Annotated in this window: 14 protein-coding genes and 1 pseudogene; 12 read left to right on the top strand and 3 right to left on the bottom strand. The window is 42.3% G+C overall.

Annotated elements, in window-relative coordinates:
- A pseudogene (locus J2S11_RS03680) lies at positions 1-598 on the top strand (IS3 family transposase); the annotation flags it as partial.
- Positions 599-975: 377 nt separating this feature from the next.
- The gene (locus J2S11_RS03690; RefSeq protein ID WP_307391107.1) at positions 976-2,031 is read left to right on the top strand and encodes an LLM class flavin-dependent oxidoreductase; all 1,056 of its coding nucleotides are present in this window, start codon (positions 976-978) and stop codon (positions 2,029-2,031) included.
- 24 nt (positions 2,032-2,055) lie between these two features.
- On the opposite strand, the gene J2S11_RS03695 is transcribed toward J2S11_RS03690, so the two are convergent.
- Positions 2,056-3,192, bottom strand: a complete 1,137-nt coding sequence (locus J2S11_RS03695; RefSeq protein WP_307391110.1) for an amidohydrolase family protein — start codon at positions 3,190-3,192, stop codon at positions 2,056-2,058.
- A gap of 37 nt (positions 3,193-3,229) precedes the next feature.
- Entirely contained in the window at positions 3,230-4,291 is a 1,062-nt protein-coding gene (locus J2S11_RS03700; RefSeq protein ID WP_307391113.1) for an endonuclease/exonuclease/phosphatase family protein, read from the bottom strand.
- Positions 4,292-4,547: 256 nt separating this feature from the next.
- Between J2S11_RS03700 and J2S11_RS03705 the strand changes: the two genes are divergently transcribed.
- The 10 genes from J2S11_RS03705 to J2S11_RS03750 all read left to right on the top strand — a co-directional run bounded on the left by J2S11_RS03705 (position 4,548) and on the right by J2S11_RS03750 (position 15,258).
- On the top strand, positions 4,548-5,135 hold the full coding sequence (locus J2S11_RS03705; protein WP_307391116.1) for an AAA family ATPase: 588 nt from the start codon (positions 4,548-4,550) through the stop codon (positions 5,133-5,135).
- A 59-nt stretch (positions 5,136-5,194) separates the two neighbouring features.
- On the top strand, positions 5,195-5,536 hold the full coding sequence (locus tag J2S11_RS03710) for a zinc ribbon domain-containing protein YjdM (protein WP_307391119.1): 342 nt from the start codon (positions 5,195-5,197) through the stop codon (positions 5,534-5,536).
- Positions 5,537-5,600: 64 nt separating this feature from the next.
- Positions 5,601-6,695, top strand: coding sequence for a saccharopine dehydrogenase NADP-binding domain-containing protein (locus tag J2S11_RS03715; RefSeq protein WP_307391124.1), 1,095 nt, complete (start codon positions 5,601-5,603; stop codon positions 6,693-6,695).
- Positions 6,696-6,912: 217 nt separating this feature from the next.
- A complete protein-coding gene (locus J2S11_RS03720) occupies positions 6,913-8,397 on the top strand; it encodes a sensor histidine kinase (RefSeq protein WP_307391128.1) in 1,485 nt (494 codons plus the stop codon).
- Complete coding sequence (locus tag J2S11_RS03725; RefSeq protein WP_307391131.1) at positions 8,369-9,031, top strand: response regulator; 663 nt, start codon at positions 8,369-8,371, stop codon at positions 9,029-9,031. Before J2S11_RS03720 ends, J2S11_RS03725 begins: the two co-directional genes overlap by 29 nt.
- 266 nt (positions 9,032-9,297) lie before the next feature.
- Entirely contained in the window at positions 9,298-10,962 is a 1,665-nt protein-coding gene (locus J2S11_RS03730) for an ABC transporter substrate-binding protein (RefSeq protein WP_307391134.1), read from the top strand.
- A gap of 303 nt (positions 10,963-11,265) precedes the next feature.
- Complete coding sequence (locus J2S11_RS03735) at positions 11,266-12,237, top strand: ABC transporter permease (protein ID WP_307391136.1); 972 nt, start codon at positions 11,266-11,268, stop codon at positions 12,235-12,237.
- A gap of 14 nt (positions 12,238-12,251) precedes the next feature.
- Positions 12,252-13,178: an ABC transporter permease gene (locus J2S11_RS03740; RefSeq protein WP_307391138.1), complete on the top strand. Its 927-nt coding sequence runs from the start codon at positions 12,252-12,254 to the stop codon at positions 13,176-13,178.
- Between the two features lie 3 nt (positions 13,179-13,181).
- Positions 13,182-14,222 (top strand): ABC transporter ATP-binding protein, encoded by a 1,041-nt coding sequence (locus tag J2S11_RS03745; RefSeq protein WP_307391141.1) that lies wholly within the window; start codon positions 13,182-13,184, stop codon positions 14,220-14,222.
- Positions 14,223-14,226: 4 nt separating this feature from the next.
- The gene (locus tag J2S11_RS03750; RefSeq protein ID WP_307391145.1) at positions 14,227-15,258 is read left to right on the top strand and encodes an ABC transporter ATP-binding protein; all 1,032 of its coding nucleotides are present in this window, start codon (positions 14,227-14,229) and stop codon (positions 15,256-15,258) included.
- A 123-nt stretch (positions 15,259-15,381) separates the two neighbouring features.
- Here J2S11_RS03750 and J2S11_RS03755 read toward each other — a convergent pair whose 3' ends face one another.
- Positions 15,382-17,703, bottom strand: a complete 2,322-nt coding sequence (locus J2S11_RS03755; protein ID WP_307391148.1) for an MMPL family transporter — start codon at positions 17,701-17,703, stop codon at positions 15,382-15,384.
- Positions 17,704-17,707 lie beyond the last annotated feature (4 nt).

A 17,707-nucleotide genomic window follows, 5' to 3' on the forward strand; every position in this document is an offset into this window, starting at 1 on the left:
TGTTACATCTAAAATCGGTATGCCGCAGGAAGCGAAAGACATACATCCAATCAACACCTCAAGTTACAGCAGAAAATATCTTAAATAGAGAGTTTGACTCCACTGAATTCGGAACAAAATGGCTGACCGATGTAACGGAAATGAAATATGGTACCCAAAGCAAAGCTTACCTTAGTGCCATCCTTGACCTAGCGGATAAAAGCATTGTTTCTTTTGTCATCGGACATTCAAACAACAATGACCTTGTTTTACAACTTTTGATCTGGCTCACCAAGCCCACCCAGATGCTCGGCCTATCTTTCATAGTGATCGTGGTTTCCAGTATACGAGCAAAAAATTTAAGAAGAAATTAGACAAGGCAGAAATGATTCAAAGTATGTCAAGGGTATCTAGGTGCATCGATAACGGTCCGATGGAATCATTTTGGGGAATGTTAAAATCCGAAATGTACTATCTTACAACATTTCTCACATATGAGGAGCTGGAAGCAGCCATTATAGACTACATAGAATATTATAATCACCATCGATACCAAAAGAGATTGAATGGTATGACACCATTAGAGTACAGACAATACCTGAAAAGTTTAGCAGCTTAAAAATAACACCAACCACATAATTATGATTGGTGTTAAGCTTTTATTTATTCCACTGTCTACTTGACAGGGGGCAGTTCAAACTACTATTGGGACAGCCTTTTTATATTTATTTTGTTTGATAGTAAGCCAACACTTCCTGCCAGCTAGAGGGTTTATCTTTCCCAAGCTGACCTGAAAACAGGTTAGCTAATTCAACTAATTTATCCTTTGCTACAGTATATGATGGTCTCCCTCCATCAAAACTGCTATAATGAAAGAAAGCACATTAAATACTAGTAGCTATATAAAGTAAAGTGAATTAGAATGACAGATTCTATAAGCAAGGAATAAAATATCTGTATCTATTTTCACTTTAACGGAAATAGGGAGGAATGAACGTGGAACTAGGAATCAGTACATTTGTAGAAACGACACCTGATGCTCAGACGGGCAAGGTCATCAGTCATGCTCAAAGATTGCGTGAGGTCGTAGAGGAGATTATTCTTGCCGATCAGGTGGGCTTAGATGTCTTCGGTGTTGGAGAGCATCACCGTGAGGATTTTGCTGCATCTGCTCCGGCTATGGTACTAGCTGCAGCTGCTACACAAACCAAAAAGATTAGGCTAACGAGTGCTGTTACTGTACTTTCTTCAGATGATCCGGTGCGTGTATTTCAGGATTTTTCTACATTAGATGGACTATCCAATGGACGAGCTGAGATCATGGCCGGAAGAGGGTCATTTATCGAATCCTTCCCTCTGTTTGGCTATGATCTGAATGATTATCATGAGCTTTTCGAAGAAAAGCTAGAGCTTCTATTAGAGCTTTGTAGGTCGGAGAAAGTAACGTGGAAGGGAAAACATCGCCCATCCTTTGAGAACCTAGGTATTTACCCACGTCCGGTACAGGATCCGTTACCAGTTTGGATAGGGAGCGGTGGGAATAGTCAGTCTGTGGTTCGAGCAGGGCTCTTAGGCTTACCTCTTGTCTTAGCGATTATAGGGGGAAGTCCCTTACAATTTGCCCCACTGGTGGAGCTTTACAAAAGAACAGCCGCTAGGGCAGGTCATGATGTGTCTAAGCTACCAATTGCTTCTCATTCCCACGGCTTCATAGCAGAGGACAATGAGCAGGCGGCGGATACGTTTTTCCCCTCAACTCAGGCGGTTATGAACGTTATTGGACGTGAGAGAGGCTGGGGACATTATGACAGAGCAGCGTATGATGCATCACGTAGCTTTGAGGGAGCTTTATACGTTGGAGATCCAGAAACAGTAGCTCAGAAAATTATCCATCTCCGTAAGAATGTAGGAGTGACTCGCTTCATGCTCCATGTTCCACTAGGCACAATGCCACATGAACAGGTTATGAAAGCGATAGAGCTATTGGGAACAGAAGTGGCTCCTAGAGTGAGAGAGGAAATTTCGAAGTGGGAAGCCCAAGGGGAGAAGTAAGAAGCAGGAAACGCTAGATAGAATTCATTCTTCTATTCCTGCTGTTAACTCCATCAGTTCGAAAATCAACTCATTTGCCATTCTCTTGTTCAATTGATACGTTTCAAACCTCTCTGCTTTTTCCGACAGCTCAATAATCGTTTGGATTTGAGTCTCAGTTGGTGGCTGTCTTTCAATCAATGCCTCATAGTTCTGATAGGCTACCTTTAAGGCTGCCTCAGCGGAGAGGAGATCGATTGTTTCAAAGATAGCTTTAGCGGCCTGTGCGGTGCTTATTCCAAAGCCAGAGTCCGTTGAGATCATGAATCGATCTGGATATTGTTCCATTAGGGGAATAAAGTCTTCTAATGTATATATACTATCTGGATTATAGGCGGTAAATCCGGCAAAGAAGTCAATATATAAATTCTCGTGTTTTTCTAGTAAAGATTCTATATTGCCAGGAGAGTTGTACGCGTTAGCATGGGCGAAAATAAATGAAGTATCAGGATTCTGAACCATAGCTGATTCAAAATGTATGATCGGGTTGCCAGTAGGAGGATCAATATGAAGCAGAATAGGTACTTGATATTGACCCGCTAGCTCATATATTTGTGGAAGGTTACCGTCATTAGGGTGCTGTGCCTTCCACTCCAAATTAGCTACAACTGGTGAATAGGTGGAGGCTGCTGCCACTTCCCCGATATTCAAATATCCCTTCTCTAAATTTTCCCGGACAATATCTATTCCTTCATCTTCATAAATCGGAAAGCCAGCGAAGGATGGATAGAAGCGTGAGGGCTCTCTTTGATAATGCTCCCATGTCAAATGATCTGTTGCTTTGGCGCGGGGCTCAGAAATGCTACCAAATAACACAATTCGATCTATCCCGTATTCCTCCCATCTACTGATCGCCTTAACATTAGCTGCATCATGGTTATGGATATCTAGGATCGGCAAATCCCAATATACTTCATACAACTCTTGCCCGGAAGCTCTATGATTCCTTAACTCTTCCACAAAAGAGGGATCATGCTTCGGTGAGTACTCGGTCCAAGGCTCAACAACAACTTCCTGAACTCCTCCTCCAGATATAGAACAGCCTAATAGTGAAAAAATAACAAGGGGGAGTAAACAAATGAAAAAGCGAAGTGGTGCTTCAAATCGTTCTCTTCTCTGCATAGCTTTACCATCCTTCCTTGAATATAGATAGTGCTCTTTATTCCAAAACAAGAACAGCCGTAACAGGATGATGATCACTGTGCTCAAATTGCAAATCATTTGTATGGACTTCAATCACTTGGATGTTTGGAGAAACGAAGAAACCATCAATCACAGCAAGGAAATTGAACCCTACTTCATAAGCCACATCCATGGAGCGCACAGTAGGGATTTGAGGATCAACCGCCCATTGAAAGTCAGCGGGACCAAATGTTTCTGGAAACTCCTGTAGCCACTCTGGCCACTCCTGTTGAGTAGGAAATTGACTTGGATCTGTTCCAGGAAGTGAATGATTCCAATCTCCACCTAGAATCATATAATTCCCTTTTTCCACTTCATGTCGAATATACTCGGAGAGGAAATCAAGCTGCTGCTTACGAATCTGCCCACCCTCATCAAATGCAGATAAATGCAGATTAAGCAGGACCAACTCCTTGCCGTTATCTACAGGAAACCTATTTTCTATGAAGGCTCGGTCCAGTTCAAATAGCTGAACAGGCCAGCTCTCTTTGCCGGGTAGATCAAAGCGAGTTTGCTCTGAGCTATGAAAGGAAGAAAGGGTTAGCAATCCACTTTGAACAGAGCCCATCGGGTGAGTTAAAGGTACAGGAACCCAGGATACTTTATAGTTGTAGGCAAAAGTGCTACTGTGTTCAGGTAACTGGTTAATTATAGCTTCAACCTGATTCACCTGATAGCTACGTGAGGATTTAACATCCACCTCCTGAAGCAGGAAGATGTCAGATTGTAGATCGCTAAGAGTATGTATGATTCCATTTAGGTTCGTTTCTACTTGTGTCTTACTAGTCCCGCGAGAGTTTGTTCCACCGTCCATAAAGAAATCCTGCCCTGCGTCCAGAGCAGAGTAGCCCAAGTTAAAGGTAGTCACGGTGAAGGCTTCTCCCTGCGTAAGTGTCGTGTGTTGGTTATTCTGGATCGTAAGCTCTTCTTGAACGAGTGGCTTGTAATCTGTAAAAGTCATATAAGCTAGAAAAATAGCAAGTAAAGTAACGGGTGCTAGGACAAGCAAAGCTAGTATTTTTAAGATTTTATTGAGCATAGGCGACCACCCTTCCACATTCATTAAGTTTAACCAACCTTGAAGCACTTTTGTAATTAAAGCCGTTAGTACGAATGAATTCGGCTAGTTGAATCCATCTACATAAAAATTACCATATTTTAAGAGTAAGAGTCTATATGGAAGGTTACGTTTATTACTAGTTTAGAGAGGCTTTATCCATATCAGGTGGACAGTATGCAAGTTATCCAGTAGACTGATTAAAACAAGTTATTGGTGAATATTGAGGTGAATCCAAATGATAATTTGGCTGAATGGAGCGTTTGGTTCTGGTAAAACAACCTGTGCCTTTGAGTTACACCGTAGATTACCTAATTCCTTTGTTTATGACCCTGAGAATGTAGGTTATTTTATAAGAAGTAACGTACCTAGGGAAGCAAGTAAGCCTGATTTTCAGGACTGTGAGCAATGGCGCTCCTTTAATTACGAAATGCTATTATATATCTATCAAAACTACAAAGGTACAATGATTGTACCAATGACGATTACCAGTAAGCTGTATTATGAAGAAATTATTGAAAGACTAGCTAACGATGGTGTTGAAATCAAGCATTTTATTCTATACGCTGATAAAAAGACGCTCATCAAGAGGCTAAACAAGCGGCTTGAGCGAGGTGACTCTTGGGCTAAAGCCCAAATTGATCGCTGTCTCCATTCGTTTGATCATATCATTACGGAAGAGAAGATCATGACAGATAAGCTGGCTCCGGAGCGTGTAGTGGAAGAGGTTGCAGGTAGAAGTGGACTGGAGCTAGAGCCCGATAGGCGGTCAAAAGTAAAGAAACTAATGGACAGGGCGCTCGTATTAATCAAGCACATTCGCTAGGTTCACCATACATAGATAGATACTATAATAATACTTAAACAATGACTGGAGGACAAAACATGTCAACTTTACCTAACTGCCCATCATGTAGCTCAGCTTACACTTATGAGGATGGGAGCCTTTTCATTTGCCCAGAATGTGCCCACGAGTGGACAATGGCTGAGGACGGTGTGAAATCGGAAGAGACAAACGTCGTCCGAGATGCAAACGGAAATATTCTGCAGGATGGAGATTCTGTAACGGTCATTAAAGACTTGAAAGTAAAGGGAAGCTCTACCGTCGTAAAAATGGGTACAAAGGTTAAAAATATACGCTTAGTTGATGGCGATCACGATATAGATTGTAAGATTGATACTCATGGAGCGATGAAACTAAAGTCTGAGTTTGTGAAAAAAATCTAAAGCTACGGCCTCTTCTTACCATTGCTTCATTTAGAAAGGATTCATTTGAAAATGGAGGTTAGCTATGCAGAGAGTCATGGTTGTGGGGGCATCGGGTGTTCTAGGTCGTCTAATTAGCCAAGAGTTACTTAGGCAATTTCAAGAGATTCAGTTAGTCGTTAGTGATTATAAGCGTGACAGAGGAGAGCGACTCGCAGCTTCGTTGGGAGATGGAGTTTCGTTCAGTTTTGTTGATGTTCAAGATCAGTCTAGCATCTTACAGGCCGTCAAGCAGGTGGATATAGTCATCGTTGCTATTGAACAGGAAGAACCACATATTCAAGAAGCCTGCATAAATCATAAAGTACTCTGCATAGATGTAACGGTTGCATCAAAGTTTATCCAAAAAGTACAAAAGCTAGACCAAGCTGCAAAAAAACAGGGAGTTGGATCAATCGTAATGTCAGGGTTTATCCCTGGGCTATCCGGAGTCATGGTCAAAGAGGCCATTTCAAGCTTTACAGAAATTAAGGAAGTTCATGTTGGGCTTCTGCAAAACACCAATGCTAAAACCGGTGCTTCAGGAATCATCGATATGCTTAAGATCATAAGCCAGGATGTATACACATCCCATGAACTTCACGCTAAAAGTACGGTTCCTGGATTTACTGTAAAAAGAAAAATGGTATTCGAAAAGCGCGTGGATCATGCTAACCCTTCCGTTCAAAGGGAAGTGCGCTTAATAGAACATACAGAAAGACAAGAATTAAAGAAGTGGCTTGGTATTGAACATGTTTACTTTTGGACAGCATGGAACAAAAGCAGCTTCAATATACTGATGTCTGTCTTAAAGCGCATGGGTATTGTAAGCCTGTTGACTCGTCTAAAAAATAGAGCCATTGTTTCAAAAATGTCTAAGCATGATCCTAATCAGCCAGAGCATGCCTATCTTTCAGTAGAGGTACAAGGGTTTGTTAACCGTAAGCCCAAAGTAAAAACAGTAGCTCTCTCTACTTTTTCAGACTATCACACGACAGCAATATTTACAGCAGCATTAGCTATATTAGCGGGGAAACAGGAGATCCTAGGTGTTACATTCCCTTTCCAAGTCGTTGACATGAATAGAATTTTATCTCAAATGCAGGAGAAAGAGATCGTCTTAGAAATGAATATGGAATAGATTTTGTGTAGAGCGTAGTTTTGGTTTCATCATAAAAGACGGAGTTTTGCCTTAAAAAACATTAAGAATTATGGCAAAAAGGGGCAGGTAAACATAGGCCTACGTCGAATTAGTTGGGAACAAAGACAGGTAGGGTTCAAGTCAGAGGCTTTCAATGTACATTGTACATTGTTTGTGTGTGGCTTTGACTCGGTCTGAGAGGATGTAACAGAAATAATTGACTAAATTTTCAAATAAATATATTCAACAAAGAGCTGTGACAGGGGTGTTTGATTCAATTAACGTTATCGGAATAACTAAGATGGTTCGTATCACTAGAAACATGCTTATGCTTATCGCCCTAATAGGGCTTATTATTTGGCTATTTAGCTTTATGTATTTTTTAGCTCCGGGATTTGACTTGGTGACAAGCTATCTAGAGCGGGGAGAGCAGCTTAGAGATAATGGTAAAATCATTATTTCAGCTACGCTCATGGTCCTTCTCTATACTGTATCTGAGCTGCCTATCTTTTTAGTCGCTTTTGGTGTGGGACAGCAGCTACAAAGGAAGAGGGGAAGATGGCTAGGCATCGCTGTTACCCTTCTTATCATTATAGGCTCTTATGCCTTTCTTATTATTTTCCACAAATACACGCTTCATTTATTGGTTCCCTTCATAGTGACTTCGGTCTATTTTATATTGGTCGGGCTTTTGAAGATGGATGAAGCAAAGCTGCATAATCAAGCGGCAATCCTTTTTCAACTAATGATGGGGTTTCAGTGGTTTGAGATTAATCCTAGCTTACATTCATTGGGCTTTGGAAAAAGTGAAATCGTGTATAGGATTGCTTCAGTTATTCGTTCCATGGAAGGGGAGCATATCCTATCCTTTATTAGCTTAGTGATTTGTATTCCCTATCTATTCTGCTCTATTGTGACCATTGCTTTGCTGAGGAATCATTTGTTACGCTTAAATGAGTTAGCCGCTAGCAAAAAAAGAGATCGAGAGCTCCAGCAATTGCGGGTAGAAGCGATAGAATCTAGAGCAAGTCAGGAGATGCAGACACTTGTTCATGATTTAAAAACACCGTTGACCACCATTCAAGGCTTAATCTCACTGGTGAATATGCGCCTAAGACCAACCTCCAACCCCAAATTGGTGGACTATACAGGGAAAATTAATCATTCCGTGGAAAATTTAAATGAAATGATATCTGAGATTTTATATGAAGATGTAAAAAGAGCGATTAATTTACGAGAGCTCATGAATTACACGAAGGCTCAGTTAGATTTAAACCAGAAAATTGAATATATCGTAGAGGAAGAAGAAAAGGTCATTTACGTTAATCATATTCGGGTAGTCAGGGCCATTAATAACCTAGTTCAAAACGCCCTGGAAGCTACTCAATCTACAGAGAAACCAGGGGTTAAGGTGAAGATATTCTATGTGAGCTCTAAGTCGATTTATGCCAAAGAGGGCGTCGCCATTTCGGTTATTGATAATGGAACGGGGATTCCCCGTGACCATCTACACCGTGTTTGGAAGGAGCGCTTCAGTACAAAGGGCACAAGTGGTTTAGGCTTAGGCTTTGTGAAGAATGTAGCCCACTCTCATCAAGGCTGGGTCAAAGTAAATAGTGTATTGGATAAAGGCTCGGCCTTCACCATGTTTTTACCCAAGGGGGGAGAGGAAAATGACCAAGAAGAAAATTCTAATTATTGATGATGACAAGGACACCCGTTATACCTTCCAAGAGATTTGTAGCTTTGCTGAATGGAATCCTATTCTAGCTAGTGATGGCAGGCAGGGCGTGCAGCTCTATTTATCAGAGAATCCAGATCTCATTTTAATTGATTACCACATGCCTGAAATGAACGGGTTACAGACCTTAAAGACGATCCGGCAAATGGATCAGACTGTTCCTGTAATGGTTCTAACTGTGGATGAGAGACAGTCTTTAGCCGATCAGTTTTTAGCGGCGGGAGCTAATGATTTTGCCCTAAAGCCCATAAAGGCGATTGATATGATTTCAAGAATCAAGGTACACTTACGAATGGTAGCGATGAGTGAACAGAACACCAAAGAGGAAGAAAGTGAACCTCAGGATGAGGGTAGCACGGTTCAATTTGAAAGCTTACTAAGCAAAGGGATATCCAAGCAGACTTTAGAGGTTATATTAGAATATTTAGAATCGGAAGCTAGACCTATCACCATTGAGCAGGTTAGTGAGGGAACAGGGATCTCTTATGCCACCGTACATCGTTACTTGAATCATTTACTACAGGAAGGCGTAGTTAAAACACGCATGGATTACGGAAGTGTAGGCAGACCGAAAAATAAATATATTCGTGAATAGTTCTAAAGAAGCTTCTATACTATAGAAGTTTCTTTTTTTACATTTCTAGGATGGGAGAAGAACATACATATATGAAGCAGATGATCGTCTAAGAAGTAAGGAATGGGAATGAAAGCCCTAACAATAAAGGTGTGAGAAAAATAATAAAAAAGATTAAATATACAAAAAAATGTGATAAATAAGATAAATAAAAGAAGATGCTATACAACCCCTACAAGCCTAGCTTATAACTAGGATACGTTAGACTTTTAAAGGGGGAATTCATCTTGAATAGCAAATGGAAAAAAACAGGTTGGGCTGTATGGCTTTTAGCTCTAGTTCTAGTCCTCTCTGCATGTAGCAGTGATACCGGAACAGAGGATGCAGATGTAGAACACGGAGAAGTCGTTCCAGATGTCAGAATCTTCAGCTCTTTGCGTGATGCAAATGAAGCAAACTATCTTGCTGCTGTAGATGTTCAGAAGGTTTGGGAGGAGCTAGGGATCAGTGTTAGCCTAGAGCCTCAGGAATTTAATACACTTATCAATATTTTGTACAGTGATGAGCAGGATTTTGACGCCTATACGGTAGGATGGGGAGGTCGTGTTGACCGGATCGATCCAGATATGTTCATTTACTCCATCTTTCACTCTTCTAATGCGATAGCAGGAGGCAATAACACAACGGGATTTATGAACGAGGCCTACGATCGAATTGCGGAAGCACAACGTTCTGAAATGGATCCAGACAGACGGCAAGAGCTCATACATGATGCTCAGGAAATGCTAGCGTCGGAAGCGCCATTACTTACTCTTTACGCTAGAGCGTTGTATCATGCGTATAACAATGAAAGATTCGACAACATGGTAATGATGGCTGGAGAGGGAATGTACAACGAATGGACACCGATGAGAGCCACACCATTGACAGATGATAAATGGCTGAAGGTAGGAAGTATTTTTGACTTGGATACAGTAAACCCGGTAGGTGCACACAGTACCTATGAATGGCGTAACCTTCGTTTGATTTATGACAAGCTGGTTCGTCTTAGCCCAACAGCAGAGCCACAGCCAGCCGCTGCTGAGAGCTGGGAAATTGTCGATGACACAACCATCGAAGTTAAGGTCAGAGAAGGCATGAGCTTCCATGATGGAGAGCCAGTTACAGCTGCCGATGTTAAATTCAGCTATGACTACTATATTGATTGGGAAGTAGGCTATTTTATGGCCTTCTTAGAAGCGATCGACTCTGTTGAAGAGGTTGATGAGTACACGGTTCGTTTCCATTTAAAGCAGCCATATGCCCCATTTGTCGGTGTAACGATGGCTCAGATTCCTATTATACCTAAGCATATCTGGGAGAACCTTGTTGAGGAAGAGGGCTTGTCCCATCCTGATGAGTACTTGAATGAGCAAGCCATTGGAAGTGGTCCTTTCCAGCTTGATCACTGGAGAAGAGGTCAGGAGCTACGTGCTTCAAAAAATCCATACTTTTATGAGGACATCGCTATAGATGGATTTATTTACGATATTTATGCTCAGCACGAAGGGGTTATGACAGCTTTAGAGACGCGAGATATTGATATGAATGCGGAGCAATTTATTCCAGCTCATATTGAGAGATCACAGCAAATTCCTCATTTAACGGTCGTGGATGCTGGAGATATTGGTTACCAATACTTAAGCTTTAATATGCGTAAACCGCCATTTGATGATCTGGCCTTCCGTCAGGCGATCGCTCATACGGTAGATTATGACACGATTCTAGATGTGTATCTACAGGGCTATGGTGTCAAGGGTGGAGCAGGACTTGTTATTAGTCCGGATAATGAATTCTGGTATAAGCCTGATGTGGATAGACCTGAGTTCGATCTTGATGCAGCCCGACAAATCCTTGAGGCTGCTGGATATACATGGGATGATCAAGGCAGATTGCGTTTGCCAGTAGAATAATGGCTGAGCAAGTTCTGAACACAAAATGTATGGAGTTAACACTGCTCTTGCCGAAATTTAACTAGTACATGTACATGAGTGACGAGTATCGGATTAAAAAGAAAAAGGGCCAACGAAAGGTCGGCCCTTTTCTATTTTTGTATGTGTACTTAGTAATTAGTCAAGCTGCATCAATCTACGGCAGAATCATACGTTTTTTTCTGATTGGATGAAAAGCTTTCCCTAATGATGGACTAGAGGACTTCTTCGAGAGGCCTTCAATAGAAGCTTTTCTTATACAACAAGGCTTAGGTGGTGAGTCAAGTGGGTTCTTACGTGTTAAAAAGGACATTTCAGATGTTAATAACAATCTTTATTATCGCAACCGTTATCTTTTTCCTGTTTCGTCTTATGCCAGGTAATCCGGCAGCCTCGATGCTTGATCCCTCTGTACCGCCAGAGGCAAGACAGCAAATTATGGAGCGCTTCGGTTTAAATGAAAGCATATGGGTACAATACGGTCTGTTTATGAAGAATTTTGTGCAATTGGATTTTGGGCGTTCCTTTTATTATAAGCAGCCTGTTATCGATATATTGCTAGATAAGCTTGGGGCAACCATTATTATTATGTTCTCCGCTATGATCTTTGCTTATGGTCTAGGGGTTCTTGGAGGAGCCCGAATGGCTTGGAAACGTGGAACAATAGGAGAGTCGGTAGGGGTCGTTTTTACCCTAATAGCTAGATCAGCCCCAACATTTTGGGTTGGAATTATGGCCATTTACTTTTTTTCTGTCCAGTTGGGCTGGTTTCCGCATTCAGGAATGAGGTCATCCGGGTATGAAGCAGCTAACTCGTGGCAGGTTTTCTTTTCTTTAGATTTTCTTTGGCATCTTACCCTCCCTACCATAGTAGCGGGTCTATTCTTCCTAGCTACACCGATGCTGATCATGCGGAATACGATGCTTGAGGTTATGGGAGAGGACTTTATTGAAATGGCAAAAGCTAAAGGGCTTAAGGATCGTACGATCTTATATCGTCATGCGGCACGAAATGCCCTTCTTCCTGTTGTAACAGCTGGAGCGTTATTTATTGGCTCGGCAATAGGAGGACAGGTGCTTATAGAGTATGTATTCAGTTGGCCAGGACTTGGTCGGGAAATGGTTTTGGCTGCTCAGCGGCATGATTATCCGGTAGCACAGGCTTCCTTTATTATTCTTGCTGCTATGATTATGGTTATGAATCTAGTAGCGGATCTGATCTATGCGTATTTAGATCCAAGAATTACTTATAAATAGAGAGGTGATCCGACGTGAGCCAAACGGCAAAAACAGAAATGAAGATGAAGCAGCCTTTAGTTCAATCAAAGAAGAATAATAAAGGGACCCTCCGTTTATTTCTAGATAATATTCTCAAGGATAAGCTTGCTTTAACAGGTCTTATCGTTCTGATGATGTTCGTTATTGTGGCCATCTTTGCCGAGCAAATTGCCATGTATGATATTACGGAGAATCTAAGGGATGAGCAAGGACAAATTAAGCGATTACACCCACCTTCCCTAGAGCATCCATTTGGTACAACTAATATTGGAAGAGATATCTTTAGTATGATTGTGCTTGGCACAAAAACAGCGGTCATAGTAGGCTCGTTAGCGGCTGTTTTAGTAACTCTTGTAGGAACAACAATTGGGATTATTTCTGGCTACTTTGGGGGCTGGATTGATAATCTATTGATGAGAATTGTTGATATTTTTTACGCTATTCCTTTTATCCCTTTTGTTATCGTGTTAGTGGCGCTACTTCAACCAAGTATCACCAACGTCATTATAGCGGTCTCCCTACTGACTTGGCGAACGGTAGCTAGGATTGTTCGTTCTCAGGTGTTGACCGTATCCAAGCGTCCTTTCGTAAAAGCAGCGAAGGTTGCGGGAGCCGGTCATGTGCGGATTATGTTTCGATATATTCTACCCAATGTCATTCCACTTGCTTTACTAGAGATGGCCTTTATGGTCAATTGGGCGATTACAGCTGAGGCGAGTGTGGCGTTCCTAGGATTGGGAGATCCGAACGTGACAAGCTGGGGGCAAATCATTCATGAAAACTTTATCAGTGGGCATTCTCGTGATGCTTGGTGGTGGATGATGCCGCCGGGTATAGCTATTATCCTACTTCTCGTCTCGGTTTTCTTTGTAGCCCGTGCGCTAGAGGAAGTCGTCAATCCTAGATTAAGGAGGAGGTAACAAATGGCCTTATTAGAAGTAAAGAACGTAGACATCCATTACAAAACGGAAAAAGGAACATTGCATGCCATTAGTAACATTTCCTTTAAGATTGAGGAAGGGGAACGCTTAGGCTTAGTAGGGGAAAGTGGCTGTGGGAAAACAACGATGGCTAAGGCGTTGATGATGCTGCTTCCTGACAATGGCTTCATTCCTAAAGGACAAATTCTCTTCAAGGGAGAGGATTTAGTACAGAAGAGCAAGGAAGAGATTCGTAAGCTTCGTTGGAAGGACATTTCTATGATTGCCCAAAGTGCGATGAATGCTCTAAACCCAGTCTATCGCGTTGGTGATCAATTAATGGAGGCGATGCTTGCCCACTCTTCTATGAGCAAGGAGGATGCCAGGCACAGGGCAGGAGAATTGTTCGAACTAGTAGGCTTAGAGCGTAAAAGATTACGAGATTACCCACATCAAATGAGTGGAGGAATGAAGCAAAGAGCCATCATTGCTATGGCTTTGGCTCTAAATCCAGCCTTAATTATTGCTGATGAGCCAACAACGGCTCTTGATGTGGTTGTGCAAGATCGCATATTAAACAAAATTATTCAGATCCAGAGGGAAATCAACAGCTCTATGGTTTTTATTACTCATGATATCTCCGTTGTTTCAGAAACCTGCAACACGATTATTGTGATGTATGGTGGCAAGATCATGGAGAAGGCCAGTACACGTCAATTTTTTAAGAACCCGTACCATCCGTATTCATTAGGCTTACAAAACGCATTTCCTAGCTTGCTAGATATGGGGGAGGAGCTAATCTCTATACCAGGCTCACCGCCTAACCTGCTAGAGCCTAAGCCAGGCTGCTATTTCCAAGAACGTTGTCCCTTTGCTACAGATCGTTGCCGGGAGGAAGCTCCTGAGTTACATCAGGTGGAAGAGGAGCATTCTGTAGCCTGTCATTATATTGATGAGGTGGAGCGATTTCGTGCAGAGGCAAAAAAGAGAGAGTCCTGGGATATGGTTCGTGATCGCTTGATTGCTGCAAGGACGGAGGGATAGAACGATGAGTGAAGCACAAACACAAACACCGTTCATACAAATCGAAAACCTAAAGAAGTATTATGAAGTAGGTAGTGGCATTAGGGATATGTTTAAAAAGAAAAACCAATATGTCAAAGCTATCGACGATATTTCATTGAGTATAGAAAGCGGAGAAATTCTAGGTCTAGTTGGAGAAAGTGGATCGGGTAAAACAACAACGGGAGAGATCCTTGTACGCTTACAGGACGTGACTGAAGGGACGATTAAGTTTGAGGGTAAGGATTATCTAAACATCTCCAAAAAAGATGAAAAGCAGTTCCGTAAGCAAGTTCAGATGATTTTCCAGGACCCTTATTCAACGCTTAATCCAACATTCACGATTTTTCAAACGATTGCTGAGCCACTCAAGATTCATGGCCTAAAAGACCAAGAGAAGATTCATGAGAGAGTAGTTCGTGCTTTAGAAACAGCAGAGCTTAAGCCAGCAGAGGATTTCATGTATCGTTATCCCCATGAGCTGAGTGGAGGACAGAGACAGCGTGTGGCAATTGCCAGAGGAATAGTGCTTGAGCCAAAGTTTCTTGTAGCGGATGAGCCTGTATCCATGCTAGACGTGTCTATTCGAGCAGGCATATTAAATCTATTAAAAAGCCTACGAAAAGATATGGGCTTGACCATGCTTTATGTCTCTCATGATCTATCTACCATTAAATACTTATGTGATCGGATAGCCGTTATGTACTTAGGGAAAATTGTTGAGCTAGGTCCAGTGGAAGAAGTCATTCTGAATCCTCAGCACCCATATACCAAAACACTTCTTTCTGCGGTTCCGATTCCCGATCCTGACTTTGAGCGTAAAAGAATTGATGTGGACGACGAAGTGGCAGACCAGATTAACCTACCTGAAGGGTGTAGATTTGAGCCTAGGTGTCCTTTTGCTACGGAGGAATGCAAAATGTGTGACCACACACTGTTTGAAAGAAACCCTAAGCAATGGAGTGCTTGTATCTACAAGGAAGAAGAGCTTGTACTAAGGGAAAAAGTAAGCACCTAATATACAGATAAGGACGACTATCAGCCCTGCTTTTAGGGTGTGAAAGTCGTCCTTCTTTTGGTCTATTGCCCTTAGTTTCTTATGGCGGGATATCTGCTTAAAACAAGGACTTACTCAGCTGTATTAATCTGCTTTTGTAACGGGGGGCTGTGCAGGCAAGCTAGGAGGCTCTATAATCGAAGATCCTTCACTAATTCCGAAGCGTTCATGAAAGCGACGGAGCATTGGAGGAGCCCACCAGTTTGCTTTACCAGCAATACGCATAAATGCAGGGACTAGAATCGCACGAATGATCGTTGCATCTATGATAATAGCGATAGCTATACCGACACCAAGCATTTGTAAATACATGATTTCCCCAGTCGCATAGATTGAAAATGAGATCGCAAGAATGATGGCTGCTGCGGAGACGAGTGGTGCACTACGCTGAATACCATAGAGAACGGCTTTTGTGTTATCCCCTGTCCGATCATATTCCTCTTTAATACGAGATAGCATAAACACTTCATAATCCATAGAAAGCCCGTAAGCGACACAGAACATTAGGATCGGGAAGGCGGGATCTAACGTACCAATTGGAGTGAAGCCAAGGAATGATGAGAAATGGCCTTGTTGAAATATATACACCAGCGCCCCGAACATGACAGACAAACTTAGTAAGTTAAGAATGGTTGCCTTAAGCGGAATGAGTATACTACCTGACATAAGAAATAGAATGACAAAGGTAATCGATAGAATAAGGATGGCTACAAGGGGAACTCGGCTCATCATCATTTCGCTAAAATCGGTTAGCTCAGCAGGATACCCTCCGACCACTAGGTCAGGAAACGGAGCAGAAATGGCTCTTAGTTCGTTTACAAGCTGCCCAACCTCGGTTCCACCTAAGACTTCTCTTGTAGGGATAGCATCAAATCGAATGGCTGTATCGCTTACCAAACGCTCAGCAGACTGGCCAGGCTCACGCACTAGCTCCCCATCCTTAAAGTAACCTACTATAGAGTTAACCTGTGAAATCCCCTCAACCTTAGACAATTCACTTGCATACTCTGCTGAGGCGGCAAGATCCTCTGCGGACAAGGATGTGATTGGAGCGACAAAGTGAATCGCATCGTTAGCTTCCTCAAGAAAATTAGCGCGCATCTCATCATAAGCTGCACGAGTGGAAGCAGAGGAAGGAAGAACACGATCATCAGGTAGTCCAATCTGTATATCTAAGGCTGGTGAACCTAGTAGTAGTAGAAAAATCACAGCTACTCCACCAAACCAGATTGGTCTTTTCATCACTCGTTGTCCTAAACGATACCACATTCCCTTTTGTGCATTGTCGACTTGAGCTGTCCTGTTAGCTTTTACCTTCACACGTCTAGATACTTTTGCTCCTAGAATAGCAAGGGCAGAAGGTAGGAAGATAATGGAGCCAAGAACAGCTGTAATGACAACAAGAACTCCAGCATAGCCAAAGGATTGTAGGAAGGAGAACGGAAACGCTAATAATACAGATAAGGAAGCTGCTACGGTTACACCACTAAAAATGACCGTTTTTCCGGCTGTTTCTAGGGTATGTATAATTGCTTTATCAACTGTTTTCCCGGCAGCTAGTTCCTCTCGAAAGCGTGAGATAATAAACAAACTATAATCAATACCTAAGCCAATGCCCATGACTAACGTGATGTTAGCGGCAAATGTCGCTACTTCTACAAACGAAGCTAAACCACGCAGGGCAGCCATCGTACCAAATACGGAGAATAGCCCAACACCTAACGTTAACAAAGCTGGCATGAACCTGCGATAAACAAATAACAGCAGAACAAGCATGAGTGGAATAATGATCATCTCAGCTCGAATAAAATCCTGAGTAGCTGAGGCGCTGATTTGGGTCGAAGCCGCTTCGGCACCCGCAACCTGCACCGTGATCATTTCGTTTTCTATCGTGTAGGCAGGGATCATCGTGGCAATTTCAGCACGTGCTTCTGTAGCATTACCTTGAACCCAAGCAAGAACTAAGCCCTGAGTTGAATCCTCACTGCGCATTGTTGGATCGCGTTCTTCAGACCAATAGGACCAAACATCTCCAACAGATGCTTCACCAGCTAGCTGAGCTGCTACGGAATTTGCTGCCTCTTCAACGAGTGGGTTATCAATTGTTCCTTCCCTCGCCGTAACTAGGAGAATGACATTAGCACTATCTGTGTTAAAATGTTCAATTAAAGCTTCTTGAGCGTGCATAGACTCGCTACCGTCAGCCTCCCAACGATTTAGTACCATGACGCCCATTGCCCCAGCTGCAATGATAGCCAATAATATTGTGGTCAATAGACTAGATATGAGAACAGCTTTTCGTCTGTGGTAGATAAAGTGTCCTAGCCTTCCAAGCCAAGTTTCCCCATTTTCTTGCTTTGATGTTACAGATGTTACAGACGGTTTTTCTTTTGTACCTTTACTCATACGA

Origin of the sequence: Bacillus horti, from assembly GCF_030813115.1 — a bacterium.
GTDB classification, from domain to species: Bacteria; Bacillota; Bacilli; order Caldalkalibacillales; family JCM-10596; genus Bacillus_CH; species Bacillus_CH horti.